This is a genomic window from uncultured Sphingomonas sp., assembly GCF_902806265.1.
Lineage (GTDB): Bacteria > Pseudomonadota > Alphaproteobacteria > Sphingomonadales > Sphingomonadaceae > Sphingomicrobium.
In genome coordinates, this window is sequence record NZ_CADCVZ010000026.1 from 1 (window position 1) to 24,735 (window position 24,735).

16 protein-coding genes are annotated in these 24,735 nt (G+C 67.1%); 10 read left to right on the forward strand and 6 right to left on the reverse strand.

Annotated features, from left to right (window positions below; genetic code table 11):
• Positions 1–2,091, reverse strand: a 2,091-nt coding sequence (locus QZX62_RS05995; protein ID WP_294172926.1) for a TonB-dependent receptor, incomplete at its 3' end; no start/stop codon positions are given.
• Positions 2,092–2,259: 168 nt separating this feature from the next.
• On the opposite strand from QZX62_RS05995, the gene QZX62_RS06000 reads away from it, so the two are divergent.
• Genes QZX62_RS06000 through QZX62_RS06025 form a run of 6 tightly spaced genes read left to right on the forward strand, consistent with a single transcriptional unit; the run spans position 2,260 to position 11,133 of the window.
• On the forward strand, positions 2,260–3,777 hold the full coding sequence (locus tag QZX62_RS06000; RefSeq protein WP_294172928.1) for a tryptophan halogenase family protein: 1,518 nt from the start codon (positions 2,260–2,262) through the stop codon (positions 3,775–3,777).
• Positions 3,774–5,291: a tryptophan 7-halogenase gene (locus QZX62_RS06005; protein WP_294172930.1), complete on the forward strand. Its 1,518-nt coding sequence runs from the start codon at positions 3,774–3,776 to the stop codon at positions 5,289–5,291. The genes QZX62_RS06000 and QZX62_RS06005 overlap by 4 nt, the downstream gene beginning before the upstream one ends.
• The gene (locus tag QZX62_RS06010; RefSeq protein ID WP_294172931.1) at positions 5,288–6,826 is read left to right on the forward strand and encodes a tryptophan halogenase family protein; all 1,539 of its coding nucleotides are present in this window, start codon (positions 5,288–5,290) and stop codon (positions 6,824–6,826) included. Before QZX62_RS06005 ends, QZX62_RS06010 begins: the two co-directional genes overlap by 4 nt.
• Complete coding sequence (locus QZX62_RS06015; RefSeq protein WP_294172932.1) at positions 6,823–8,382, forward strand: tryptophan halogenase family protein; 1,560 nt, start codon at positions 6,823–6,825, stop codon at positions 8,380–8,382. The genes QZX62_RS06010 and QZX62_RS06015 overlap by 4 nt, the downstream gene beginning before the upstream one ends.
• A gap of 19 nt (positions 8,383–8,401) precedes the next feature.
• A complete protein-coding gene (locus tag QZX62_RS06020) occupies positions 8,402–10,228 on the forward strand; it encodes a glycoside hydrolase family 9 protein (RefSeq protein ID WP_294172933.1) in 1,827 nt (608 codons plus the stop codon).
• The gene (locus QZX62_RS06025) at positions 10,225–11,133 is read left to right on the forward strand and encodes a polysaccharide deacetylase family protein (RefSeq protein ID WP_294172934.1); all 909 of its coding nucleotides are present in this window, start codon (positions 10,225–10,227) and stop codon (positions 11,131–11,133) included. Before QZX62_RS06020 ends, QZX62_RS06025 begins: the two co-directional genes overlap by 4 nt.
• Here QZX62_RS06025 and QZX62_RS06030 read toward each other — a convergent pair.
• Positions 11,130–13,544, reverse strand: a complete 2,415-nt coding sequence (locus QZX62_RS06030; protein ID WP_294172936.1) for a glycoside hydrolase family 3 N-terminal domain-containing protein — start codon at positions 13,542–13,544, stop codon at positions 11,130–11,132. The genes QZX62_RS06025 and QZX62_RS06030 overlap by 4 nt on opposite strands.
• Positions 13,545–13,647: 103 nt before the next feature.
• On the opposite strand from QZX62_RS06030, the gene QZX62_RS06035 reads away from it, so the two are divergent.
• The 4 genes from QZX62_RS06035 (at position 13,648) to QZX62_RS06050 (ending at position 19,741) form a co-directional block, all read left to right on the forward strand.
• Positions 13,648–14,697, forward strand: coding sequence for a LacI family DNA-binding transcriptional regulator (locus QZX62_RS06035; RefSeq protein ID WP_294172937.1), 1,050 nt, complete (start codon positions 13,648–13,650; stop codon positions 14,695–14,697).
• A 113-nt stretch (positions 14,698–14,810) separates the two neighbouring features.
• Positions 14,811–16,217 (forward strand): sugar porter family MFS transporter, encoded by a 1,407-nt coding sequence (locus tag QZX62_RS06040; RefSeq protein WP_294172939.1) that lies wholly within the window; start codon positions 14,811–14,813, stop codon positions 16,215–16,217.
• A 95-nt stretch (positions 16,218–16,312) separates the two neighbouring features.
• Positions 16,313–18,073: an IlvD/Edd family dehydratase gene (locus tag QZX62_RS06045; RefSeq protein WP_294172958.1), complete on the forward strand. Its 1,761-nt coding sequence runs from the start codon at positions 16,313–16,315 to the stop codon at positions 18,071–18,073.
• 9 nt (positions 18,074–18,082) lie between these two features.
• Positions 18,083–19,741: an MFS transporter gene (locus QZX62_RS06050; RefSeq protein ID WP_294172940.1), complete on the forward strand. Its 1,659-nt coding sequence runs from the start codon at positions 18,083–18,085 to the stop codon at positions 19,739–19,741.
• Here the strand turns inward: QZX62_RS06050 and QZX62_RS06055 are convergent.
• Genes QZX62_RS06055 through QZX62_RS06070 form a run of 4 tightly spaced genes read right to left on the reverse strand, consistent with a single transcriptional unit; the run spans position 19,738 to position 24,729 of the window.
• Positions 19,738–21,684 (reverse strand): sialate O-acetylesterase, encoded by a 1,947-nt coding sequence (locus QZX62_RS06055; protein ID WP_294172942.1) that lies wholly within the window; start codon positions 21,682–21,684, stop codon positions 19,738–19,740. The two genes, QZX62_RS06050 and QZX62_RS06055, sit on opposite strands and share 4 nt — an antisense overlap.
• Complete coding sequence (locus QZX62_RS06060; RefSeq protein ID WP_294172944.1) at positions 21,663–22,529, reverse strand: SMP-30/gluconolactonase/LRE family protein; 867 nt, start codon at positions 22,527–22,529, stop codon at positions 21,663–21,665. The genes QZX62_RS06055 and QZX62_RS06060 overlap by 22 nt, the downstream gene beginning before the upstream one ends.
• Before the next feature lies 1 nt (position 22,530).
• The gene (locus tag QZX62_RS06065; RefSeq protein WP_294172946.1) at positions 22,531–23,286 is read right to left on the reverse strand and encodes an SDR family NAD(P)-dependent oxidoreductase; all 756 of its coding nucleotides are present in this window, start codon (positions 23,284–23,286) and stop codon (positions 22,531–22,533) included.
• A gap of 3 nt (positions 23,287–23,289) precedes the next feature.
• Entirely contained in the window at positions 23,290–24,729 is a 1,440-nt protein-coding gene (locus QZX62_RS06070; protein ID WP_294172947.1) for an aldehyde dehydrogenase family protein, read from the reverse strand.
• Between the last annotated feature and the right edge of the window lie 6 nt (positions 24,730–24,735).

Below are 24,735 nucleotides of genomic sequence, written 5' to 3' on the forward strand. Positions count from 1 at the left end.
CGCCCGCCTGTCGGTGCGGCGCACGGTGGCGCAGCTTGACTTCTTTGACTTCATCAGCGTGGCCGAACTGTCCAACGACCGCGGGTCGCCAAGAAGGGGATCGCCCGCCTGACCGCGAAGGAAGTCGGAGAAGCCGAAACTCTCAACCGCTCCCGTCTGAGGAGTTCCTCCACTGCCACCTGGCACACCGTCGACATTGTCACTGACCCACACCGGTCCGTTACCACCCCAGATCTCGCTGAGGACACCCCAGTTATAAGTCGAGAAGCGGGCAACGTTCTCCCGGTCCGCATGCCTGACTCCCGCGCGGATTGAGCTCAGCCAGTCCGTGTTCGGAAAAGCATAATCTACGTCTATCCGCGCCGCATCTTCGTTGCCTTCGCTGTCCTCGATGTGATCCATCGTGCTGCGGAAGAAGGTATTATACGGATCAGCGAAGCTGCTGTTGCCTTCTCTGAAGTAGCTCGGATCTTGATCCGATGCGCCGCCGACAAGGTCCGTACAAGGACTGTTGACTGCTGGGCCCGAACATACCTCAGGGGGCCGAAACTCGAGGGTCGGAAGATCACCGCCGTTGACGTCAATCAAGGCGTTTTGGAAGCTTGACGTCCATAAGCCCACATCCAGATTTTTGACCCTAGACGCGACATGCTGGTAGTCGAAATTCAGCGTAATCCGGTCGGTTGCGTTCCACTTCAAGTTCGCGCTGATGTCGGTAGTCCGATTGCTCGCGTCGACCTCGCGGGTGATGTTGTTGCTCTGCAAGCCAAGCCGGGGCGTGCGAACGTCGCCGTTGCCACCCCATGCGGCAGTATTCTGCTGGTCGTCCCGCCACCCGGTCGGACCGGTGATTACGCCATTGTCGAATACGCCGTCGTCGTCAAAGTCCAGCGTCGTACCGGGCACCGCGCGGGAGTCGCCGGCGTCCGTTACATTATCGGTCGCGATTTCAAAGGCGCGCTCGGTCCAGGTCTCGTTTGAGTCCGAACGGAGGAACTGCAGGGTCGCGAGCATCGAACGATCGTTGCTCCGCCACTGGGCCGCGGCCGAGTAGCCGGTGCGTTTGCGATCCGTGTCCTGCGTGCGCAGCGCAGCGCCGCGCGGCAGGTAGACACACGAATCTTGGGTCGGTTCGGCCGGAGTGCACTCGGCGTTGCCGATGGGCACCGCGCCCTCCGAGGGGATCACGTCGCCGCTCGTGTACAGCGTGCGAACGCCATAATTGGAGATCTGGATGCCGTCGCTGCGGAACTTCAGCTTGGACCGGGTGAAGCTGCCAAGCAGGCCGAGCTCGCCGATGGGGGTTTCCCAGCGGTTGCTGGCAAGAATGGAGAAGGTCGGGCTCCCCTTCTTGCGCATGTCGCCGTAGTTCACCTCGGCGGAACCCGCGACTACCAGCCGCTTTTCCTGGTCGAACGGGACGCGCGTGCGCAGGTTGACTGTACCGGAGATGCCGCCTTCGACCATGTCGGCAGACGGGCTCTTGAATACATCGACGCCGCCCAGCAGCTCGGACGGAACGTCGGAGAAGCTCAGGCCGCGTCCGTTGTTGGCAGTAAAGGTATCGCGCCCGTTGAGCTCGCTCCGCGTGTAGGTCAGGCCACGGACAACAACGCCGCTGCCTTCCGTGGAGAAGTGGTCAGGGTCACTGCCGGCAGCAAAGCGATCGATGGCCACGCCTGGGATGCGCTGCAGCGCTTCAGTAACCGAGCGATCGGGAAGCGCGCTGATATCCTCGGCGCTGACCGAGTCGACCACCACGTCCGAGTTGCGCTTGATGTCGCGGGAGCGTTGCAGGCTGCGGCGGATGCCGGTGACGACGATGGTGCCGTCATCCACCGTGTCGTTGGTGGTCGCTTCCTCGACAGGGTCGCTCGGATTGGACGTGATGCCAATGGTCTCGGAGGCCGCCTGACTGGAGTCCTGGTTCTCGGGCGGGGTCGGGGTTTCCTGCGTGGGGGCGGGAGCCTCCTGAGCAAAGGCAGGCGCCGCCATGAGCATGGCCGACATCGCCAGCGCCGATGCGCCGGCCTTGAGGCTGATCGGCGACGTTCCTGCCTGCCGATCCCCTTGCTTTCGTTGTCCGAGCATCCGATCCCCTTCCAGCGTTAGCGCTAACAGTTGCGCAGCCGCGCCGTTCGTTGTTAGCGGTAACTTGTACGCACCGATGAAACACAATCAAGCAGCAAAAATGCAACAATCCTACTGCGTTGCAGCGAACTCTCCGCGCCCTTTGCTGCATTGCAGCGCAGGTGGAGCATGCCTGTGAAGCCCACGCCTTTGCAGCACATCCTCATCGTCGGCGGCGGCACCGCCGGATGGATGACGGCTGCTGCACTTGCTCACAAGCTTGCTGGCCTGCCGATCCGAATCAGCCTGGTCGAATCGGAGGAGATCGGGACGGTCGGCGTGGGCGAGGCGACGGTTCCGCACATCCGCTTCTTCAATTCCGCGCTCGGCATTGACGAAGCCGAATTCATGCGGACTACCAAGGCCACGTTCAAGCTTGGCATCGAGTTCCGCAACTGGGGGCGGGTCGGTGACAGCTACATCCATCCTTTCGGTGCGTTCGGCATGGCCGAGGATGGCGTTTCGTTCCTGCACTGGTGGCTGCGCGCACGCGAGGCTGACGGGAATCATGCCCTGGAGGATTTCTCGCTGCCGGTGCAAGCCGCGCGCCGCAACCGCTTTGGGCCGCCCTCGCAAGACCCGCGGTCGCTTTACTCGACTTACTCCTATGCCTACCAGTTCGATGCGACGCTTTATGGGCGATTCCTGCGGACGCTCGCCGAGCGGCTGGGCGTGCAGCGGATCGAGGGACGGATCGTCGACACCGCGCTGGATGGAGCAAGCGGCTTCATCCGGTCGGTAACGCTCGCATCGGGCCAGTCGGTCGAGGCTGACCTGTTCATGGACTGCTCGGGCTTTCGCGGTCTGCTGATCGAGCAGGCGCTCTCCGCCGGTTACGAAAGCTGGCAGCACTGGTTGCCCTGCGACCGGGCGATAGCGATGCCGTGCGAAAGCGTGGAGGACTTGACGCCCTACACCCGCGCCACGGCCCTGCAGGCGGGCTGGACCTGGCGCATCCCGCTGCAGCACCGCGTCGGCAACGGTCATGTCTATGCCAGTGCGTTCATCGACGACGCTGCCGCCGAGCAGGCTTTGCGGGACGGCTTGGAAGGAGCGCCGCTGGCCGAGCCCAACCGCTTGCGCTTCCTGCCCGGCAAGCGCCGCCGCCAGTGGGTCGGCAACTGCGTGGCGCTGGGCCTGGCAGCGGGCTTCATCGAGCCGCTGGAGTCCACCAGCATCCACCTGGTCCAGCTCGCCATTGGCAAGCTGCTCGAATTGTTGCCCTACCGCGGCTGGGATCCGCTGGACGCGGCGGAGTTCAACCGGGCCATGGACCTGGAATATGAGCGCGTCCGCGACTTCATCATCCTTCATTATTGCGCCACCCAGCGCGACGACTCGCCCTTGTGGAACCATTGCCGGACGATGAGCCTGCCCGACAGTCTCGCCCATAAGCTGGAGCTGTTCCGCGAGCGCGGGGTGGTCGTGAACCAGCGTGACGGCATGTTCCTGGAGCCGAGCTGGATCGCCGTCTACGTCGGGCAGAATATCGTGCCGTGCAGGGTCGATCCGCTTGCCGCATGGATCGAGCTCGACAGGCTGGCGGCCCGTCTGGCGGACATGGCCGGGGCCTGCCGTCAAGCGGCCGCGGCCATGCCGCTGCATTGCGAGTATCTCCGCTCGATCAACGCTGCGGCCGTCGGATGACGGCGGAGGTACGGCAGCCCACACGCTACGTCATCGCCGGCGGCGGGATCGCGGGGGCGATGGCCGGGGTTGCGGTTGCCACGCGCCTGCCGACCGGAAGCCACAGCGTCACTGTGCTCCGCGACGGCGGCGACGCGGACGCCAGCTTCGGCCCGGTCGTCGCCACCCGGCCAGGTATCCGTCGCTTCCACGCCGACCTCGGTGTGGATGAGGATGCGCTGATCCGCGGGGGCGCGGCAAGCTTCACCTTGGGCACTGCCTATTCCGGCTGGTCTGCGGTCCGGCCTACTTATTTCCTCCCCTATGGCGATGCGGGCGCCTCCATCGAGGGGGTTCCATTCCACCTACTTGCCGCACGCCTCCGCACGGAGGGCGAGAAGGTCGCCTTGGCCGATTATTCGATCGCAGCCATGCTGGCGCAGTCCGGCCGCTTCGCTCGGCCGTCCGACGATCCGCGCTCGGTCCTATCCACCTTCACTTACGGTCTGCACCTCCACGCCGCGGCCTATGCGGACGCGCTGTTCGGCCTGGCGCGCCGGCGGGGAGCGACGATCGTGCGGGATGCGCTCGGGTCGGTCGAAGTCGCGAACGGCAGGATCGAGGCCCTGCACCTCGCCCGCGGCGAGCGGCTGGTGGGTGACGTCTTCATCGATGCGACCGGTGCACGCGGAGCGCTGGCCGGCAGCCTAAGGGGAGCCGACCTCGAGAGCTGCGCCGGCCTGTTCCCGTTCGACCGAACGGCCTCGGCAGCGATCCGCGCCAGCGCTCCCCCGGCTGCTTACGCGCATGCCGCCGCCCGTAGCGAGGGCTGGCGCCTGACCATTCCAGCAGCGGGGATCGTGGGCGAGAGCTTCGCCTACTCATCGCAGCTGTTGTCGCCCGATCAGGCCGAGCGGCTGCTCCTCGCCGATTGCGCGGGCGACTTGGTCAGCCCGCCGCGCGATGAGGCCGTGAAGGCGGGCAAACGCGCCCCCTGGAACGGCAATTGCGTGGCGATCGGGGCCGCCGCCGCTGTAGTAGAGCCGCTTCACTCCATGCCTTTCTCGCTGCTTCAGAATGGAGTTGAGCGGCTGCTTCGCCTACTTCCCGCGAGTATGGAAATGCAGGCGGAAGCGAACGAATATAACCGGGCAACGGTCGAGGAGATCGACCGGGCGCGGGACCTTGCGCTGCTGCCGTACCGGCTGAACGGCCGTGCTGGCGAGCAGTCGTGGGACGGCGCGCGCCAGCCTTCCCGGAACGAGAAGCTTGAACGAAAGATCGATCTCTATCGCAGCCGCGGGCGGGTGCCGCTGCTCGATGGCGACCTGCTCGACGAGGCCGAATGGGCGGCGTTGTTCGACGGGCATGGCATCACCGCCGCGCGCACGGACGCGCTCGCCGAAGCCATTCCGCTGGAACGCCTGACCAGCCAGCTCGCGCGCATGCGGCAGGTCATGATCCAGGCGATTTCTCACCTGCCCTCGCACGGCGACTATCTGCGGCAGCTGGCCAGGGGAGCTGCAGCGGCATGAGGCAAGGGCCGATCGAGCGCGTCGTGATCGCCGGCGGCGGCACCGCGGGTTGGATGGCGGCCGCGGCCCTTGCCCGGCTGTGTGCAACCGGCACCAGCGTGACCCTGATCGAATCCGAGGAGATCGGCACCATTGGCGTCGGCGAGGCGACCATCCCGCCGATCCGCACCTTCAGTGCGATGGTAGGCATCGACGAAACCGAATTCGTCCGGCGGACGCAGGCCACCTTCAAGCTGGGGATCGAGTTCGTCGACTGGACCCGCCTCGGCCACCGCTACATGCATCCGTTCGGCCCCTTCGGTGCCGACATGGAGGGCGTGAGCTTCCACCAGTTCTGGCTGAAGAGCCGCGCTGCCGGTGAGCGACATGGCTTCGAGGACTTCAACCTCTGCGCGGTGGCAGCCCGCCTTGGCCGCTTCCAACGTCCATCGCCCGATCCGAAATCGGTACTGTCCAAGTACAAATATGCGTTCCACTTCGACGCAAGTCTCTACGCCGCCTTCCTGCGCGATCATGCGACCGCACGAGGCGTCGTCCGGCGCGAAGGGAGGATCGTCGATGTAGCCCTGCGCAGCGAGGACGGCTTTGTCGAGGCGCTCCAATTGGAAAGCGGCGAGCGGATCGAGGGCGACTTGTTCATCGACTGCTCGGGTTCCCGCGCCCTTCTGCTCGGTCAGGCACTCGGCGTCGGCTACGAGGATTGGAGCCGGTGGCTGCCGTGCGATCGGGCCGTCGCCGTACCGGCCGCTGCCACCGAACCGCCGCTGCCTTACACGCGCGCAACGGCGCTCCCAGCAGGCTGGCAATGGCGGATCCCTCTGCAGCACCGCGTAGGCACCGGCTACGTTTATTCATCGGCCCACATCAGCGACGATGAGGCGGCTGCGACGGCTTTCGCCAGGCTCAACGGTGAGCCGCTTGCCGAACCCCGCTTCCTCCGCTTCACCGCTGGACGGCGTGACAGGGTGTGGGAGCGTAACGTGGTTGCGCTGGGTTTGGCGAGCGGCTTTCTGGAGCCTCTGGAGTCCACCAGCATCCACTTCGTCCAGGCCGGCATCTCCAAGCTGCTGGCGCTGTTTCCGGACCGGCGGTTCGACCCGGTGCTGGCGGACGAGTACAACCGGCTGACCGCCCTGCAGCTGGAGCAGGTCCGCGATTTCATTATCCTCCACTATAAGGCCACCGAGCGCCGCGACAGCGAGTTTTGGCGCGCCGCGGCGAACATGGCGGTGCCCGACAGCCTCGCCCGCAAGATCGCGTTGTTCCGCGAGAACGGCCGGGTGTTCCGCCACGAGGACGAGCTGTTCAGCGAGGCGAGCTGGTTGGCCGTGCTGCTCGGCCAGGGGATCGTGCCCCGCCGCTGGGATCCGCTCGCAGACGCACTGCCGAATGAAGAGGTGCGCGCAACGCTGGGCCGGATGGCGCCGTTCATCCGGCGGGCGGCCGAGTCCATGCCGGCTCACCAGAACTATCTCGCGCAGGTGGCCGGATCGCGCCCGGCCGGCGTGACCACCAGATGGAGGAGCATGAGTTGACCGACCAGCGTATCCGCAGCGTGCTCATCGTCGGCGGCGGAACCGCAGGCTGGATGGCCGCCGCGACCTTGGCCAAGATCCTGACCAACCGTTATTGTTCGATCACCCTGATCGAGTCCGACGAGATCGGCATCATCGGCGTCGGTGAAGCCACCATCCCGCAGATGGCGACCTTCAACCGCATGCTGGAGATCGACGAGGACGACTTCGTCCGCCGCACCAACGGCACGTTCAAGCTCGGCATCCAGTTCGTGAACTGGGGGCGCCAGGGTCACGTCTACTTCCACCCGTTCGGCTCCTACGGGCTCAACATGCAGGGCGTGTCGTTCCACTCGCACTGGCTGCGACTGCACCAGGCGGGCGAAGCGCCGCGCCTCGACGAATGGTCCCTGCCGGCCCTAGCGGGCGAGCGCGGCAAGTTCATGCGGCCGTTCGACGCCGGTAATTCGCCGCTGTCGCAGATCGCCTACGCCTACCATTTCGATGCCGGGCTCTACGCCCGATACCTGCGGGAATATGCGACCAGCCGCGGCGTCGTCCGGCAGGAGGGCAAGATCGTCGACGTGACACTACGGGGCGAAGACGGGTTCGTGGAGTCCGTCACTTTGCAGGACGGGCGCAGGATCGAGGCCGACCTGTTCATCGACTGCTCCGGCTTTCGCGGCCTGCTGATCGAACAGGCGCTGAAGAGCGGATACGAAGACTGGTCGCACTACCTGCCGTGCAACCGCGCGATCGCCGTGCCGTGCGAGAGCGTCGAGGAGATTACGCCCTATACCCGGTCCACCGCCCATACTGCCGGCTGGCAATGGCGCATCCCGCTGCAGCATCGGATCGGCAACGGCCATGTGTTCTGCAGCGACTTCATGAGCGATGACGAGGCTGCCGACATCCTCATGAGCAACCTCGACGGCAAGCCGCTCGCCGAGCCGCGGGTGGTGCCGTTCAAGACCGGACGCCGGCGGCAGAGCTGGATCAAGAATTGCGTATCGCTTGGGCTTGCGGCGGGGTTCCTCGAGCCGCTTGAGTCGACCAGCATCTGGCTGGTGCAGAGCGGCCTGTCCCGGCTGATGGCCATGTTCCCCGACCGCACCTTCCAGCAGGCCGAGATCGACCGCTACAACCGCACCGTCGCCTATGAATATGAGATCGTACGAGAGTTCCTGGTGCTCCACTATCACGTCACGCAGCGGGATGATTCTCCCTTCTGGGACTATTGCCGCAACATGCCGATCCCCGAGCGCCTCGCCGAGAAGATGCGGGTGTACGAGGCGTATGGCCGCACCTTCCGCGAAAATGACGAGCTGTTCAACGACACCAGCTGGTTCGCGGTCATGGTGGGCCAGCTGATGCAGGCGCGCACCTACGATCCCGTTGCTGACATCATGCCGCTCGACGAGACGCGGCGCCGTCTGCAGCACATCGCGGAGGCAGTTGGGAACAGCGCCAACTACATGCCGACGCACAAGCAATTCATTCTCGACAACTGCGCGGCTCCTGAGATGGTTGCGGCCAGCAAGGCGGCAGCGCCCGAGCGCGCAGTCCGGTTCGGCTGACAGGCAAGGAAACAGTGGAATGATCCGATCGAGCTGGCTCCTCAGCGCCGCGGCGCTTGCCGCCTTTTCTTCAGCCGGCGCTGCGGAAGTCGCGCCTGTGCGACTCAATCAGGTCGGCATCCTCGTCGGCGGTCCCAAGCGCGCAGTGGTGCCGAACGCCGGCAAGCAGCCGCTCGCCTGGTCTCTGATGGATTTCGACGGCCGGGTGCTCGCAACCGGTCGCACCACCGTCTTCGGCCAGGACCGTTGGTCGGGCGAGCATGTCCACCGGGTCGACTTCAGCCGCTATCGCCAGCCGGGCAAGGCGCTGTTCTTGCGCGTCGGCGCTGCCGCTAGCCGTCCGTTCGACATCTCGGCCGCGCCCTACCCGCGCCTGCCTTACGATGCGCTCGCCTATTTCTACCACAATCGCGCGGGCACGCCGATCGAGGCGAGCTTGGTCGGACAGCGCTGGGCCCGGCCGGCGGGCCACCCGAACGAGCGGGCGACCTGCGTTAGCGGCACCGACAGCAAGGGTAATGTCTGGCCCGGCTGTCCTTACACGCTGGAGGTGAGCGGCGGCTGGTACGACGCCGGCGACCACGGGAAATATGTGGTGAACGCGGGCATCTCGCTGTGGACGTTGCTCAACCTTCACGAGCGACTGACCGCCTCGGGCTCGAGGCTGTTTGCCGACGGCACCGCTGCAATTCCCGAGCGCGGCAATGGCCTGTCCGACCTGCTGGACGAGGCACGCTGGCAGATGGACTTCCTGCTCAAGATGCAGGTGCCCGAGGGCACGCGGCTGCGGGTGCCGGCGGGAGCCAAGGAGACCGTTCCCGGCCTGACCTTTAGCGAGATCGACGCGTCCGGGATGGCGCATCACAAGCTGGCGGACGAGAAGTGGACCTCGCTCCCCATGCGCCCGGACCAGGACCCGGAGAAGCGCCAGCTGTTCCCGCCGACCACCGCGGCGACGCTCAACCTGGCCGCGAACGCCGCGCAATGCGCGCGGGTCTGGCGCCAAGTCGACTCGGCTTATGCCGACCGCTGCCTCCGTGGCGCCGAGCGCGCCTGGGCGGCCGCGGTGCGCAACCCGCAAGTCTATGCGCTGGCGGACTTCACCGGCAGCGGCGCGTATGGCGATGACGAGCTCGGCGACGAGTTCTACTGGGCCGCCGCCGAGCTGTTCGCCACTACCGGCGAGGCACCGTACCGAGCCGCGCTGCAGCGTTCGCCGCACTTCCGGACGGTCGCGGGCGAGCCCGGTTGGGGAAGTGTCGCGCCGCTGGGCACCGTCACGCTGGCGAGTTTTCCCAATTCGCTGCCGAACGGAGAAGCGCGGCGGCTCCGGCAGGCCGTCCAGTCGGCGGCCGACCGCTTCCTCGCCGAGCGCGAGCGGACCGGCTACCTCGTTCCCCATGCCGGCAACACGGTCTGGGGGTCGAACTCGAACCTGCTCAACCGGGCCATGCTGCTGGGGTTGGCCTACGACTTCAGCGGTCAGGACCGCTACCGGTCGGGCGTGATCGACGCGATGGATTACGTCCTCGGCCGCAACCCGCTCGATCGCTCCTACGTGACCGGCTACGGCGCGCGGCCGATGGTGAATCCGCACCATCGGTTCTGGGCCAACTCGCTCGATCCGCGCTTCCCGCCGCCGCCGCGCGGGGCGCTGTCCGGCGGGCCGAACAACACGGCAATGACTGACGAGGTCGCAGCGACGCTCAGGGGCAAGTGCGCGGCGCAGGCCTGCTGGCTCGACGACGCCCGGGCCTACAGCCTCAACGAAGTTGCAATCAATTGGAACGCACCGCTGGTGTGGGTCTCCGCGTGGCTGGCTGAACGCCCGGGCGAGCGCAAGTGAAGCTGGGCCGTGCGGCGGCGCTGCTACTGGTGAGCCTGCTTGCCGGCTGCGCGACCGTGCCGAACAACAGGGGCCTCGCGCTCGCGATTACGCTCGACGACCTTCCGGTCCATGGAGAGCTACCCACCGGCGACTCGCCCGAGCGCATGGCGAGCGGTCTGCTCGCCGCGCTGGAGGCGGGCGGCGCTCGTGACGCGCATGGCTTCATCAACGGTCAGCAAGTGGAGCAGCAACCTGCACATGCCGCCTTGCTCCAGTCTTGGCGCAACCGCGGATTTCCGCTCGGCAATCACGGCTGGTCGCACAAGAACTTCAATCAGCTGAGCGAGGCCGAGTTCGAGGCGGAACTGCTGCGCAACGAACCGCTGCTGCACCCCGACGACGGGCGCTGGTTCCGCTACCCTTTCCTGCAGGAGGGCGCGACGCCGGCGAAGCGTGCGGCCGGGCGCGCGATCCTGGCCAAGCACAACTACCGCATCGCCGCGGTCACCATGGACTTTAGCGACTGGCATTGGACGGGACCGTACGTCCGCTGCCGCGGGGCGAGCGACCAGGCCGCGATCGCCGAGCTGGAGCGCAGCTACATGGAGGCGGCGCGGCAGAGCATTGGCTTCTATCGCGGGCTGTCACGACAGCTGCATGGCCGGGACATCCCCTATGTCCTGCTGCTGCACGGCGGAGCGTTCACCACCCGAATGATGCCGCGGTTGCTCGAGCTGTATCGCACGAGCGGCTTCCGCTTCGTCAGCCTCTCCGATGCGCAGCGCGATCCCGTGTACGCGACCGACAAGAATCCTGCCCAGCCCGCCGGGCCACGCGGGCTGGAGGAAGCGGCGGCGGCTAGGAACTTGCCGCTGCCGCCGCGCACCGACTTCGCGCCGGCGCTCGACCGCGCCTGCACCTAGCGGGCGGCCACCGTCAGCTTGGCGCTTTTGAGGTCGACCGAGTTCGGCCCCGTTGAGATGGTGAAGGTACCGGGCTCCACCACCTTCTTCATCTGCATGTTCCAGAGCGCGAGGTCGTCCGGGGTTAGCTCGAAGCGCACGGTACGGCGCTCGCCGGGTCTCAGGGTCACCCGCCGGAAGCGCTTCAGCTCCAGCACCGGACGAGTGACCGAGGCCTCGTCGTCGCGCAAGTAGAGCTGCACGACCTCATCGCCAATCCGCTGGCCGGTGTTGGCGACGTCCACATCGACCCCGACACGATCGCCGGTCCCGATCGTAGCCTGCGCCAGCCGTGGCGCCGAGATGTCGAAGCGCGTGTAGCTGAGCCCGTAACCGAACGGGTAGAGCGGCTTGGTCGTCTCGAACAGGTAGCCGCGCCGCGCCGTCGGCTTGTGATTGTAGTAGATGGGCAGCTGCCCCACGCTGCGGGCGACCGACACCGGCAATTTGCCGCCCGGGTTGACCTTGCCCAGCAGCGCGTCGGCCACGGCATGGCCAGTCTCCTGGCCCAGGTACCAGCCCTCGATCAGCGCCGGCGCGTTCTCCGCAAGGTAGTTGACCGCCAGCGGCCGACCGTTGAGCAGCACCACCACCGTCGGCTTGCCGAGCGCCAGGATCGCGCGGGCGAGGTCCTCCTGCTGACCGACAAGGTCCAGGGCGCTGCGGTCGCCGAGGTGCTGGTCGGCCCAGGCCTCGCGGCTGAGTTGCTCGTTCTCGCCGAGCACCATCACGATCGTGTCGGCCTTGCGCGCGGTCTCGACCGCCTGCGCGATCAGCTGGCGATTGACCGCTTCCGGCACCAGCTTGACCTCGTCGCACGACCAGCAGCGGCTTTCGGTCAGCCGAACGCCCTCAGCAAAGTCCACCGCGAAGCGGCCGCGCGATGCGGCCTGCAGGCCTTCTAGCACGCTGACCACATGGCGCGGCTCGTCGCTGTAGCCGCCGATCGGCGTGTCCTTGGCGTGGGTACCGATCACCGCCAGGCGGCGGATGTTGGCCGGCACGAGCGGCAGCAGCCCGCCCTGGTTCTTGAGCAGCACCATCGAGCGCTGCGCCGCTTCGCGGGCCAAGGCGACCGCATCCGGCGTCGCGGTCTTGCGCTCCGCCCTTCTCGCATCAGCGTAGGGGTTCTCGAACAGTCCGGCTTCGAACTTGAGTCGGAGCATACGCCGCACCGCCTGATCGACCAAGGCCTGCGGCACGCGGCGGGTACGGACAAGCTCGGGCAGGTGGACGTAGGCCTCACCGTCGGGGGTCTCGGAGTCTACGCCCGATTTGATCGCCCGCTCGCCCGCCTCCTTGATATCGGTGAACATCTTGTGGCGGGTGTTCATCTCGCGGATCGCGAAATAGTCGCTGACCACCGCGCCCTCGAACCCCCACTCGCGCCGGAGCACGTCGTTGAGCAGCCACGGATTGCCGTGCGACGGCACCCCGTCGATCTCGTTGTACGACGCCATCACCGAACGCACGGGAAGCTCCTTGACCGCCCGCTCGAACGGCGGGAAGAAGTTCTCGCGCAGCGTGCGTTCGGAGATCTGCGCCGGACCGACATTGGTGCCGTTCTCCGGCTGGCCGTGCCCGGTCATGTGCTTCAACGTCACCATGACCTTGTCCGGGCGGAGCGGCAGCGTCGACCCTTGAAAGCCGCGAATCGCCGCGAGTCCCATCTCGCTGACCAGGTACGGGTCCTCGCCGTAAGTTTCCTCGATCCGGCCCCAGCGGGGATCGCGAGCGACATCGACCACGGGAGCGAGGGCGAGAGTAGTGCCGCGAGCACGCATCTCGCGCGCGGCCACCGAGAAGACGCGCTCCAGCAAAGCAGGGTCCCAGCTGCTGGCAAGCGCGATTGACTGCGGGAAGCTGGTGGCGCCGCGGGCGACGTAGCCGTGCAGCGCCTCCTCATGCATCAGGATGGGGATGCCCAGGCGGGTTCTCTCCACCGCCCAGCGCTGCGCGGCGTTGACATACTCCGCAGTGTCCCGTGCATCGCGGTTGACGGTGCCCGCGGCGGCGCCCGCAGCGCCTGCGTTCGACTGCGTGACGCCGCGCTTGTCGGACGGCCGAGCGATCTGCCCGAGGCCCTGAGGAAAGTTCTGGCTGGCTTCGGCGGGAGAGAAGGCGCCGGCGTCGGTCTGGATCTTGTCCTTGTGCTCCCAGATGGTGATCAGCTGCGCCGTTTTCTCCTCCAGCGTCATCCGGGCAAGCAGGTCCTCCACTCGCCGGTCGACCGGTTGCGAGGCGTCCTTGTAGAGCGGGCGCCCACTGCTGCGTTGCTGCTGCGCCGACCCGGCGGACACCGGGACCGCCAGCGTTGCAGCCGCGGCAGCCAGACCCAGCATGCTCAAGCTTCCCAGGGCACGCACGCTCATTGGACCTCCACAGGCAAGAAATTTTTGATAGCGCTACCATAAAGCGGTGCCGGGCTGTTGCAATGGCTCAAAGCGCTTCTTACGCTCGCCGTGAGGGGTGAAGATGGACAGGTCGAGCCGGCGTCGCCGCGGCAGCATTACGATTGAAGACGTCGCGCGTGCTGCGGGGGTGTCCGCGATGACCGTGTCGCGGGTGATCAACGACGGACGCAACGTCCGCGACGGGACGCGCGAACGCGTGCAGGAGGCGATCGCCAAGCTCAACTACTCGCCCAACAGCGCCGCGCGCAGCCTGGCCGCGGGGGATGCCACCCACATCGGCCTGCTCTACTCGAACCCGAGCGCCGCCTACCTCAGCCAGTTCCTGGTGGGCGCGCTTGAAACCGCTCGGGGCGCCGGCTGCCACCTGGTGATCGAGCCGTGCGAGTCCGACGGGGAAGACAGCCAGCGGCAGGCGGCGCGCAGCTTCACCAATGCGGACGTCGAGGGCGTGATCCTGCCCCCTCCCCTGTCCGAGTCCGTTGCCATCATGAGCGAACTGGCCGACGCGAACGTTCCCGTAGTCACGGTCGCCATGGGCCGGGTCGAGAATCCCTTGAACGTTCGCATGAACGACCGCGGCGCAGCCAAGCAGATGACGGAGTATCTGATCGGCCTGGGACACCGGCGCATCGCCATGATCACCGGTCACCCCGACCAGATCGCGAGTGCCGAGCGTGAGCAGGGCTTTAGAGACGCGGCCGAGGCGGCCAGGCTCGGCAAGCGCGACATCCTCCTGGAACAAGGCTATTTCACTTTCCGCTCCGGGCTGGACGCAGCCGAGCGCTTGCTCGATCTGCCGCGCCCCCCCACGGCGGTGTTCGCCAGCAACGACGACATGGCGGCGGCGGTGATCAGCGTCGCGCATCGGCGAGGGCTCAGCCTGCCCAGGGACCTCAGCGTCGTGGGTTTCGATGACACTTCCCAGGCGACCACCGTCTGGCCGGAACTGACCACCATCCGCCAACCGGTCGCAGCCATGGCCGGAGCGGCACTGGACCTGCTCCTGGCGGAACTGCGCGCGGGGCGGCGGGGCACCACGGTCGGCCCGGCCGAGCGGGTGCTCGACCATGAGCTCGTGATCCGCGAGTCTGCCGTGCCGCCCTCCGCTTGAACAGCCGATCCGATCCTCGTTCCGGTGAAAAGACCATTGCTTTTCCGAGCGGAGCGTGGAGAAGTTAGCGCTAACAGCCGATCGCCTGTCGATGGCTGCTGAGGAGGGCGAGAATGACTGAGGCCAGTCCGGCACGGGCGAACATGGGCTTTATCGGCGCGATCGTCGCCGTGGCCACCATTGGCGGTTTCCTGTTCGGTTATGACAGTGGCGCAGTGAACGGCACGCAGGAAGGGTTGAGAACGGCGTTCAACCTGGGGGACGAAGGGCTGGGCTTTACGGTCGGCTCCCTGCTGATCGGTTGCTTCATCGGGGCGTTCAGCGCCGGCCGCCTGGCCGACGTCATGGGCCGCCGCAACGTTATGATGCTCTCCGCCGTCCTCTTCCTCGTTGGCGCCCTGATCCAAGGCTTCGCGACTTCGCAAGGCGTGTTCGTCATCGCGCGGATCGCCGGCGGCATGGCGGTGGGCGCGGCGAGCGTACTCTCCCCCGCCTACATCTCCGAAGTCGCGCCCGCGAGCATCCGCGGACGCCTCACCACGGTCCAGCAGATCATGATCATCACGGGGCTGACGGCGGCCTTTGTCGTGAACTACTTCCTCGCCGCAGCGGCCGGCGAAACCACGGCGACCTACTGGGCGGGGCTGGAAGCCTGGCGCTGGATGTACCTGATGCAGGCGCTGCCCGCCGCGATCTTCCTGGTCGCGCTGTTCTTCATCCCAGAGAGCCCGCGCTATCTTGTGTCCAAAGGTCGTGACGATCAGGCGCATGGAGTGCTGTCCTCCCTCTTCGGACGCGGTGTGGCCGATGCCAAGCTGCAGGAGATCCGCGACACCTTCAGCCAGGATCACCGCCCGCGGCTGAGCGACCTCAAGGGCACGAACGGCCGCGTCCGGCCGATCGTCTGGGCGGGCATCCTGCTGGCCGTGTTCCAGCAGCTCGTCGGCATCAACGTCATCTTCTACTATGGCGCGACACTGTGGCAGCTGGCCGGCTTCACCGAGGACCAGTCGCTGCAGATCAACATCGTCTCCGGCCTGGTCTCCATCGCCGCCTGCTTCATCACCATCGCGGTGATCGATAAGATCGGCCGCAAGCCGCTGCTGCTGATCGGGTCCGCGGGCATGGCAGTGACCCTGTTCTCGATGGTCTACGTGTTCGCCAATGGCACGCTCGACCCCGCGGGCAACCTGCAGCTGTCCTCTGGGCTCGGCATCGTCGCGCTGATCGCCGCCAACCTCTACGTGATCTTCTTCAACGTGAGCTGGGGTCCGGTCATGTGGGTGATGCTGGGCGAGATGTTCCCCAACCAGATCCGCGGGTCGGCGCTGGCAGTTGCGGGCTTTGCGCAGTGGTTCTCCAACTACCTCATTGCGCAGAGCTTCCCGGTCATGGCCCGCGAGCTGGGACTGGCGGTGAGCTATAGCTTCTACGCCATCTCTGCGGTGATCAGCTTTTTCCTGGTCCAGCGCTTCATTCATGAAACCAAGGGCAAGGAACTGGAGCAGATGCAGGGCTGACCATTCGGCTCTCTTCTGAGGGGCGCGGCTGCCGGAGCAGTCCGCCCCCCTTCCTTTCCGATACGGAGCAACTGCGAGTGACCCGCACCCCTGCCATGCCGTTCCGATCCCGCGAGTGGTTCGCGGCACCCGGCCGCAGCGACATGGCGGCGCTCTATCTCGAGCGCTTCATGAACTATGGGATCACGCCCGACGAACTCCGCTGCGGCAAGCCGATCATCGGCATCGCCCAGTCCGGCTCCGACATCGCGCCGTGCAACCGCATCCACCTGGAGCTCGCCGACCGGATTAAGGCGGGCATCCGGGATGCGGGCGGGATCCCGATGGAATTCCCGATGCACCCCATCTTTGAGAATTGCCGCCGCCCCACCGCCGCGCTCGACCGCAACCTCGCCTATCTCGGCCTGGTCGAGATCCTCAACGGCTATCCGATCGATGCGGTGGTGCTGACCACCGGGTGCGACAAGACGACCCCGGCCGCAGTCATGGCCGCGGCGACCGTCGACATCCCGGCGATCACCCTGTCCGGCGGGCCGATGCTGGACGGCTGGCACGATGGCGAGCTGGTCGGATCCGGCACGGTCATCTGGCGCTCGCGCCGGCTGCTCGCTGCGGGAGAGATCGACGAGGATGAGTTCTTCCGCCGGGCTGCCGATTCCGCGCCGTCCGCCGGCCACTGCAACACCATGGGAACCGCCTCCACCATGAACGCGGTGGCCGAAGCGCTCGGCATGTGCCTGCCCGGCAACGCCGCCATCCCGGCACCCTACCGCGAGCGTGGGCAGATGGCCTACCGCACCGGCGCGCGGGCGGTGGAGCTGGCGTACGAGGACCTGCGCCCGTCAAGCATCCTGACTCGCGAGGCCTTTCTTAACGCCATCCGCCTGGTGGGCGCGGTCGGCGGGTCCAGCAACGCGCAACCGCACATCACCGCCATGGCCCGGCATGCCGGCGTGGAGATAAGCGCGGCCGACTGGATGGAGCACGGCTACGACATCCCGCTGCTGGTCAACATGCAGCCGGCCGGCACCTTCCTCAGCGAGCGTTTCCACCGCGCTGGCGGGGTGCCCGCGGTCATGTGGGAGCTGCTGAACGCCGGCAAGCTCGACGGCGCCGCGTTGACCGTGACGGGCAAGACGCAGGCCAACAATCTCCAGGGCCGCGAGACCGGGGACCGCGAGCTGGTCGGCTCCTATGCCGAGCCGTTCCGCGAGCGGGCCGGGTTCCTGGTGCTCAAGGGCAATCTGTTCGACTTCGCGATCATGAAGACCAGCGTGATCTCCGAGGAGTTCCGCCACCGCTACCTCTCGCGTCCTGGGCATGAAGGCGCGTTCGAAGCCCGCGCGATCGTTTTCGACGGCTCGGACGACTACCACCACCGCATCAACGATCCCGCGCTAAACATCGACGAGAACTGCATTCTGGTCATCCGCGGCTCCGGGCCGATCGGCTGGCCGGGCTCGGCCGAGGTGGTGAACATGCAGCCGCCCGATGCACTGATCCAGCGCGGTATTACCAGCCTGCCGACGCTCGGCGACGGTCGCCAGTCCGGCACGTCCGATAGCCCGTCGATCCTCAACGCCTCGCCCGAAAGCGCGGCCGGGGGCGGCCTGTCCTGGCTGCGCACCGGCGACGTCATCCGCATCGACCTCGAGAACGGCCAGTGCGACGCGCTGGTCGACGAGGAAGAGATCGCCCGCCGCATGGCCGAAGCGCCGCCCCCCATCCCGCAAAGCCAGACTCCCTGGGAGGAGATTTACCGTGAGAAGACGGGCCAGCTAGCCGAAGGCGGAGTGCTCGAGCTGGGGCTGAAGTACCGCGGCACCTCCGCGCGCACGCCGCGCCACAATCACTAGGAAGCAGCCATGAACGACGCGGTCGCGCAGCATCCGAGCGAGGCCCAAAGTTCGCGGCTGGTGATCGCGGCGTCCTCGCTCGGCACCGTGTTCGAGTGGTACGATTTCTACCTCTACGGCCTGCTGGCGACGATCCTGTCGGCGCAATTCTTCTCGGGCGTGAACGAGACCACGGGGTTCATCCTCGCCCTCGCCGCCTTCGCCGCAGGCTTCGCAGTACGGCCGTTCGGCGCCGTGCTGTTCGGCCGCATCGGCGACCTTGTCGGGCGCAAGAACACTTTCCTCGTCACCATGGGCATCATGGGCCTGTCGACCTTCCTGGTCGGCGTGCTGCCGAGCTACGCCAGCATCGGCGTCGCCGCCCCCGTGTTGCTGGTCACCCTGCGGCTGCTCCAGGGCCTGGCGCTCGGCGGCGAGTATGGTGGCGCCGCAACCTACGTCGCCGAGCATGCCCCCGACGAACGTCGCGGCTTCCACACCAGCTTCATCCAAACCACCGCTACGCTCGGTCTGTTCGCCGCGCTCCTGGTGGTGATCGGCACCCGCTTTGCCCTCGGCGAGGAGGCGTTCGCGGCCTGGGGCTGGCGCGTGCCGTTCCTGGTCTCGCTAGTCCTGCTCGGCGTGTCGCTGTGGATCCGCCTGCAGCTGAACGAGAGCCCGGTGTTCCAGCAGATGAAGGCGGAAGGCCGAACCTCCCGCGCGCCGCTGACCGAAGCGTTCGGCAGCTGGCCCAACCTCCGGCTGGTGCTGATCGCCCTGTTCGGCGCGGTCGCAGGCCAGGCGGTGGTCTGGTACACGGGCCAGTTCTACGCGCTGTTCTTTCTGGAGAAGACCCTGCGCGTGGACGGCGCCACGGCCAACATCATGATCGCGGTGGCGCTGGCGATCGCCACGCCGTTCTTCCTGTTCTTCGGCTGGCTGTCCGACCGGACCGGGCGCAAGCCGATCATCCTGGCCGGCTGCCTCATAGCGGCCCTGACCTACTTCCCCCTGTTCAACGCCTTGTCGCGGGCGGTGAACCCGGCCCTCACCGAAGCCCAGGCACGGGCGCCGGTGACAGTGGTCGCCGACCAGGGGCAATGCTCGCTGCAGTTCGACCCCGTTGGCCGCAACAAGTTCGACCAGCGCTCGTGCGACATCGCGAAATCGTTCCTGGCGAAAGCGGGCGTCAGCTATGCCAACGTCGCAGCATCGGCGGATGCGGCAGCGGAGCTTAGAGTTGGTGGCACCAGCCTGCCCGTCCCCGATCCGCGCGGGCTAGGCGCTCCTGAGCGGGCGGCGGCAATCAAGGGCTTCCAAACCCAAGCGGCGAATCTGCTCCGAGTCGCGGGCTACCCGGACAGGGCGGACCCGAACCGCATCAACCGGCCGCTGGCGATCGCCATCCTGACCTTGCTGGTGCTCTATGTGACCATGGTCTACGGCCCGATCGCCGCGCTGCTGGTCGAGCTGTTCCCGGCGCGCATCCGCTATACGTCCATGTCGTTGCCCTACCATATCGGCAACGGCTGGTTCGGCGGGTTCCTACCGACAATCTCCTTTGCGATCATCGCGGCCACCGGCAACATCTACTCGGGGTTGTGGTACCCGGTCGGAATCGCGCTGCTGACGGTCGTGCTCGGCCTGTTCCTGCTGCCGGAAACGCGGCGAAGGAAGATCGCCGACTAGTCCTTGATCGGCAGCTCGAACGGCGGGAGCGGCAACAGCGCGTCGTCCACCACGTTAAGGATCGGATAGTCGCTCCAGCCATGACGCACGCGCGTCGCCGGCTTGCCGTCGAGCTGCACGACGACCACCGGCGCGGAAGCGGCCAGTGTCGCAGTTGCATAGCGGCAGCTCTCCTGCCTTTCGCCGCACAGCTCGAAGCCGACCGGAGCGCCGCTGAGCGACTGCAGCGCAGCGTCCGTGCCGGCGATCCCGACATGAACCTCGTTGCCGCTCCGCGCCCCCGCGACCGGGACGATCCCGGCTGCAACGTTCGCCTCACGGTAGGCCAGCCGCCGGGCTGCAAGCGCCAGCCGCCGACCGACCTCCTGCTTGTTCGGCGGGTGGATATCGGCGCGCTCACCGAGGTCGGTAGCCACGACCAGCGCCGCACGAGGGTCCGCGGCTGCCGCGCGCCGCTGCGCGTCAATTAGCGCCGCCCAACCGCTGTCGGCCGGTTGCGCGGCCGGCTTGCCGAAGCCGGCGAGTGCCACCACCAGGAACGGCAGCTGCGGATCGCCGAATTGCCGGCGCCAGCTGCTCATCAGCGCGAGGAGGCGGCGGTCGTAGCCGGACACACCGACGTCCGACTCGCCCTGGTACCAGGCGACGCCCTTGAGGCTCAGCGCCCCCAACGGCGCGATCATCGCATTGTGGATGGTGCCGAGCCCCGCATGCGTGTCCCACGGCGCGCGCGGCGTCACGCCGACCGCCGCGGGCACGACGGAATATTCCCAGCCTTCGCGAAGCCGCTTCACCGAACCGTCGGCTAGGGTCAGCTTCAGCCGCTCGGCCGGACCCTGGAAGCCACCCAGCCCCCAACTGTCGCCGATATTGACGATGATCTCGTTTTCGCCTGCCCGCAGCACGCCGGGCGCAACCCGGTGCTCGCGGCGCTGCGACCAGCTGAAGGTGCTGCCCACGCCCACCCCGTTGACCCACGTCTGGTCGAGATCGTCGATGACGCCCAAGGACAGCGTCGCGCCCTTGCGCGCCTCCGCCGGCGTGAGCGTCACCCGCCGCCGCGCCCAGACATGGCCATTGAAGCTGGCGAAGGCCGGGTCGCCCCACTGCTCCCACGGCGCGATCGTCGTGAGCGGCCGCCACTGCAACCGGTCGCTGGCGCGCCACGGCTCCTGCCCCGGAGCCTCGCCCGTCCGCTCGCGCCACCAGGCGCCCCATTGCTCCCCGAACCGCCGAGCGCCCGCCGCAGGATCGCGGCGATAGAGCGCTAGCAGCGCCGCATCCGCGTCGCCTCCGCTCGCCCGGGCGGCAGCTTCGTCCATCCACGGCCGGATGCGCGTGCCGCCCCAGCTCGCGTCGATCGCGCCGATCGGGACCTTGTGCGTGGCCCGAAGGTCGCGAACCATGAAGTAGCAGGCCGCGGAGAAGTCCGCCGCAGTCTCCGGCGTCAGGCGGGCCCAGGAAGGCGCCTCATCGAAGCGCCGCTGCGGAGTCAGCGCAGTCTTCTGCGGCACCGTGAGTAGCCGCATTTCCTCGTCCCTAGCGCCTTCCGCTTCCGCAGCGCCGCTCAAGGCCTGCTTGACCGGCCATTCCATGTTGGACTGGCCCGAGCAGAGCCACACATCGCCGATCAGCACATCATTTGCCGCCGCCGACACTCCGCTAGCGAACCGCGCTTCGATCCGGTGGGGCCCGCCCGCGCTCAGCGGCGGGAGCTCGACGCTCCAGCGTCCGCTCCGATCCGCCCGCGCGGCCGCAGTAGCGCCAGACAGGCTGACCCGAACCCGCTCACCCGCAGCAGCGTCGCCGCTAATGCGGATAGGACGGTCGCGCTGCAGCACGGCACCGTTGGTGAATAGCGGGTCCAGCCGCGGCGGCGCAGCTAAGGTCGCGGTGCTGGTCAGCAGGGCGGCGAGCGCGATCAGTTGTCGATGCGTGGACATGGCAGGCCGGGCACCTCGACCGGAAACGCGAACAAGTGGCCGATCTGCGGCTGGCGGGCGATCTGTTCCGGGCTCATCTTCTGCCGCGCAGTGGTGGCGTAGGCCGTGCGCAGGTCGGGGCCGCCGAACGCGATCTTGGTGATGTTCGCGACGGGGAAGCGCACCCGCTGCAGAAGCTCGCCCGACGGCAAGTAGCGGCGCGCCTCCCACCCCCCGTACAGGCTGATCCAGATACAGCCTTCGGCGTCGCAGGTCGGCCCGTCGGGGTTGCCGCCGCCTTCTTCAATGGTGACGATCAGCCGCGAGGGGCCCAGCGTGCCGTCTTCACCGATCTCGCACGCCGAGATAGTCCGCTCCAGCGTGTCGACCCAGTTGAGCGTCCTCCCGTCCGGAGACACCGCCGGTCCGTTGGTGATGGCGATGCCCGAGATGCCGCTGTGCGCGAGCTCCCCGCGGTCATAGCGGTAGAAGCTGCCGCTCTTCCCCTTCTCGCCATTGTCCATCGTCCCGAACCACAGCCGCCCGGAAGGATCGACCACCCCGTCGTTCAGGCGGTTGGTCGGGCGGTCAGGTTCGACTTCCCGCAGCAGGCTGAACTCGCCGCTGTCCGGATCGAAGCGGTGCAGGCCGCTCTGCAGGCCGGCGACAAATCCGCCGCTGCGCATAGGCAGCACGAAGCCGATCTGCTCGGGCGCATCCCAGCTGCGCTTGTCTCCGCTGGCAGGGTCGAACCGATGAACCTGGTGCTTCTTGATGTCGGTGAACCATACCGCCTCGTCGACCCACACCGGCCCCTCGCCGAGCTCGGCCGCAAGATCCCAGACGACCTGAGGTTCGGCTGCCATCTCAGCGCCAGCCCGCGTCCACGAAATGCTCGTGGCCGGTGACGAGCCGCGCGTCGTCCGAGGCCAGAAACAGGATCAGCGCCGCGACATCCTCCGGCACCAGCCGGCCTTTGAGGCACTGCGCATTCACGATCTCCGCCTCTCCTTCCGGCGTGTACCACTTGAGCTGCCGCGGCGTCCGCACGTTGCCGGGGACAACGCAGCTTACCCTGATGTTATCCGGCCCGAGGTCGCGCGCCAGCGCCCGGGTCATGCCCTCGATCGCCGCCTTCGCGGTCTGGTAGAGCACGAGGTCGGGCAAGGCGAGATGCCAGCTGATCGAACCCAGGTTGATGATCGCGCCGCCGCCAGCGCTCTTCATCGCCGGGATCACCGCCTGGGCGCAGAAGAAATGGTGCTTGAGGTTCACGTTGAGACGGTTGTCCCAATAGGCCTCGGTCACCTCCTCGATCGAGTGGCGATCGTCGTTCGCCGCGTTGTTGACCAGGACGTCAAACGCACCACGCTCCTCCGCCGCCCTCCGGATCGTAGCTTGCGTCGCAGGAATGTCGGTCAGGTCTACGCGCTCGAACTTTGCGCCGGTCTGCGCGGCCAGCGCCTCGGAGTCCTCATCGCAGATGTCGAAAAAGGTTACCTCCGACCCTTGCTGCACGAATGCCTCGACGATGCCGGCGCCGATGCCCGAGCCTCCGCCCGTGACCAGCACCCGCTTCCCCCGCAGGCTCGGATAGACCGCCCGCCCATTCTCATCCGACAATGATCAGCCCCCGATGTAGACGGTCTTGGTCTGCGTGTAGAATTCGACCGCGGCGAAGCCCTGCTCGCGCGCGCCGTAGCTCGACTTGCGGGTGCCGCCGAACGGGACATGGTAGTCGACGCCGGCGGTGGGCAGGTTGACCATCACCATGCCGGCCCGCACCGCACGGCGGAAATGCCGCGAGTGCTTGAGCGAGTTGGTGACGATGCCTGCCGACAAGCCGAACTGCCCGCGATTGGCGATCTCCAGCGCTTCCTCATAGTCGCGGACGCGCACGGTGCTTGCGACGGGGCCGAACACTTCCTCGTTGTTGATCCGCATGTCGGGTGCGGTGTCGGCGATCACCGTCGGCGCCATGTAGTAGCCGCGCTTGTCCAGCTGCAGCGGGTCGCCGCCGGTGAGCACCCTGCCGCCTTCGTCGCGGGCGATGCCGACGTAGCGCAGGTTCTGCTCCAGCTGCTGCTCGCTGACCGCCGGGCCGATCTGGGTGGATGGGTCCAGCGCATCGCCGACCTTGAGCGCCCGCGCCCGTTCGGCCAGCGCCTCGACGAAGCGGTCGTGAATGCCTTCGGTCACGATGATCCGCGACGAGGCGGTGCAGCGCTGGCCGGTGCCGAAAAAGGCGCCGTCGATCGCGCAGGTCACCGCGCGCTCGAGATCCGCATCGTCCAGCACCACCAGCGGGTTCTTGCCCCCCATTTCCAGCTGGATGCGGGCTTGCCGCTTCATTGCGGCCTGCCCGACCATCGCGCCGACGCCCTGCGAGCCGGTGAAGCTGATGCCATCCACGCCCGGATGGTCGGTGATCGCGCGCCCGACGTCGCCTTCGCCCAGCACCAGGTTAAACACTCCGGGAGGCGCACCCGCTTCCTGAATGATGGCCGCAAGCGCATGAGCGATCGCCGGAGTCGGCGTCGCCGGCTTCAGAACCACCGTGTTGCCGAACGCCAGCGCCGGCGCGGCCTTCCACGCCGGGATCGCGATCGGGAAGTTCCAGGGCGTGATCAGACCGAACACCCCGACCGCCTCGCGATAGGTCGCGGCGTCGATGCCCGGCCGAGTCGACTCCAGCGTCTGCCCGTGGCGGCGCAGCGCCTCGCCTGCGAAGTACTTCAAGATGCGCGCGGCCCGCATCACCTCGCCGATACCTTCGGCCAGCGTCTTGCCCTCCTCACGGGACAAGAGCTCGCCCAGCGCCTTGGCCCGCTCCATCACCAGCGCACCGGCGCGGTCGAGCACGTCGGAACGAACCTCCGGCGAAGCTTCGGACCAAGCCGGGAACGCCTCGCGGGCGGCGCGGACCGCTTCGTCCACCTCCGCCGCGGAGCCTTTAGGATAGCGCGCGACCGTCTCCCCGATGTCGGAAGGATTAATGCTGCTCTCGGAAGCATCGCCGCCGCCAAGCGCCTGGCCGCCGATCAAATGGGTAAGCGTATCGACCATGTGTAT

What these genes read in the sequence shown, in the direction of transcription:
- QZX62_RS06000 (WP_294172928.1), top strand. Translation starts at nt 2,260, where the DNA reads ATGCCTGTGAAGCCCACGCCTTTGCAGCACATCCTCATCGTCGGCGGC.
- QZX62_RS06005 (WP_294172930.1), top strand. Translation starts at nt 3,774, where the DNA reads ATGACGGCGGAGGTACGGCAGCCCACACGCTACGTCATCGCCGGCGGC.
- QZX62_RS06010 (WP_294172931.1), top strand. Translation starts at nt 5,288, where the DNA reads ATGAGGCAAGGGCCGATCGAGCGCGTCGTGATCGCCGGCGGCGGCACC.
- QZX62_RS06020 (WP_294172933.1), top strand. Translation starts at nt 8,402, where the DNA reads ATGATCCGATCGAGCTGGCTCCTCAGCGCCGCGGCGCTTGCCGCCTTT.
- QZX62_RS06030 (WP_294172936.1), bottom strand. Translation starts at nt 13,544, where the DNA reads ATGAGCGTGCGTGCCCTGGGAAGCTTGAGCATGCTGGGTCTGGCTGCC.
- QZX62_RS06035 (WP_294172937.1), top strand. Translation starts at nt 13,648, where the DNA reads ATGGACAGGTCGAGCCGGCGTCGCCGCGGCAGCATTACGATTGAAGAC.
- QZX62_RS06040 (WP_294172939.1), top strand. Translation starts at nt 14,811, where the DNA reads ATGACTGAGGCCAGTCCGGCACGGGCGAACATGGGCTTTATCGGCGCG.
- QZX62_RS06045 (WP_294172958.1), top strand. Translation starts at nt 16,313, where the DNA reads ATGCCGTTCCGATCCCGCGAGTGGTTCGCGGCACCCGGCCGCAGCGAC.
- QZX62_RS06050 (WP_294172940.1), top strand. Translation starts at nt 18,083, where the DNA reads ATGAACGACGCGGTCGCGCAGCATCCGAGCGAGGCCCAAAGTTCGCGG.
- QZX62_RS06055 (WP_294172942.1), bottom strand. Translation starts at nt 21,684, where the DNA reads ATGTCCACGCATCGACAACTGATCGCGCTCGCCGCCCTGCTGACCAGC.
- QZX62_RS06060 (WP_294172944.1), bottom strand. Translation starts at nt 22,529, where the DNA reads ATGGCAGCCGAACCTCAGGTCGTCTGGGATCTTGCGGCCGAGCTCGGC.
- QZX62_RS06070 (WP_294172947.1), bottom strand. Translation starts at nt 24,729, where the DNA reads ATGGTCGATACGCTTACCCATTTGATCGGCGGCCAGGCGCTTGGCGGC.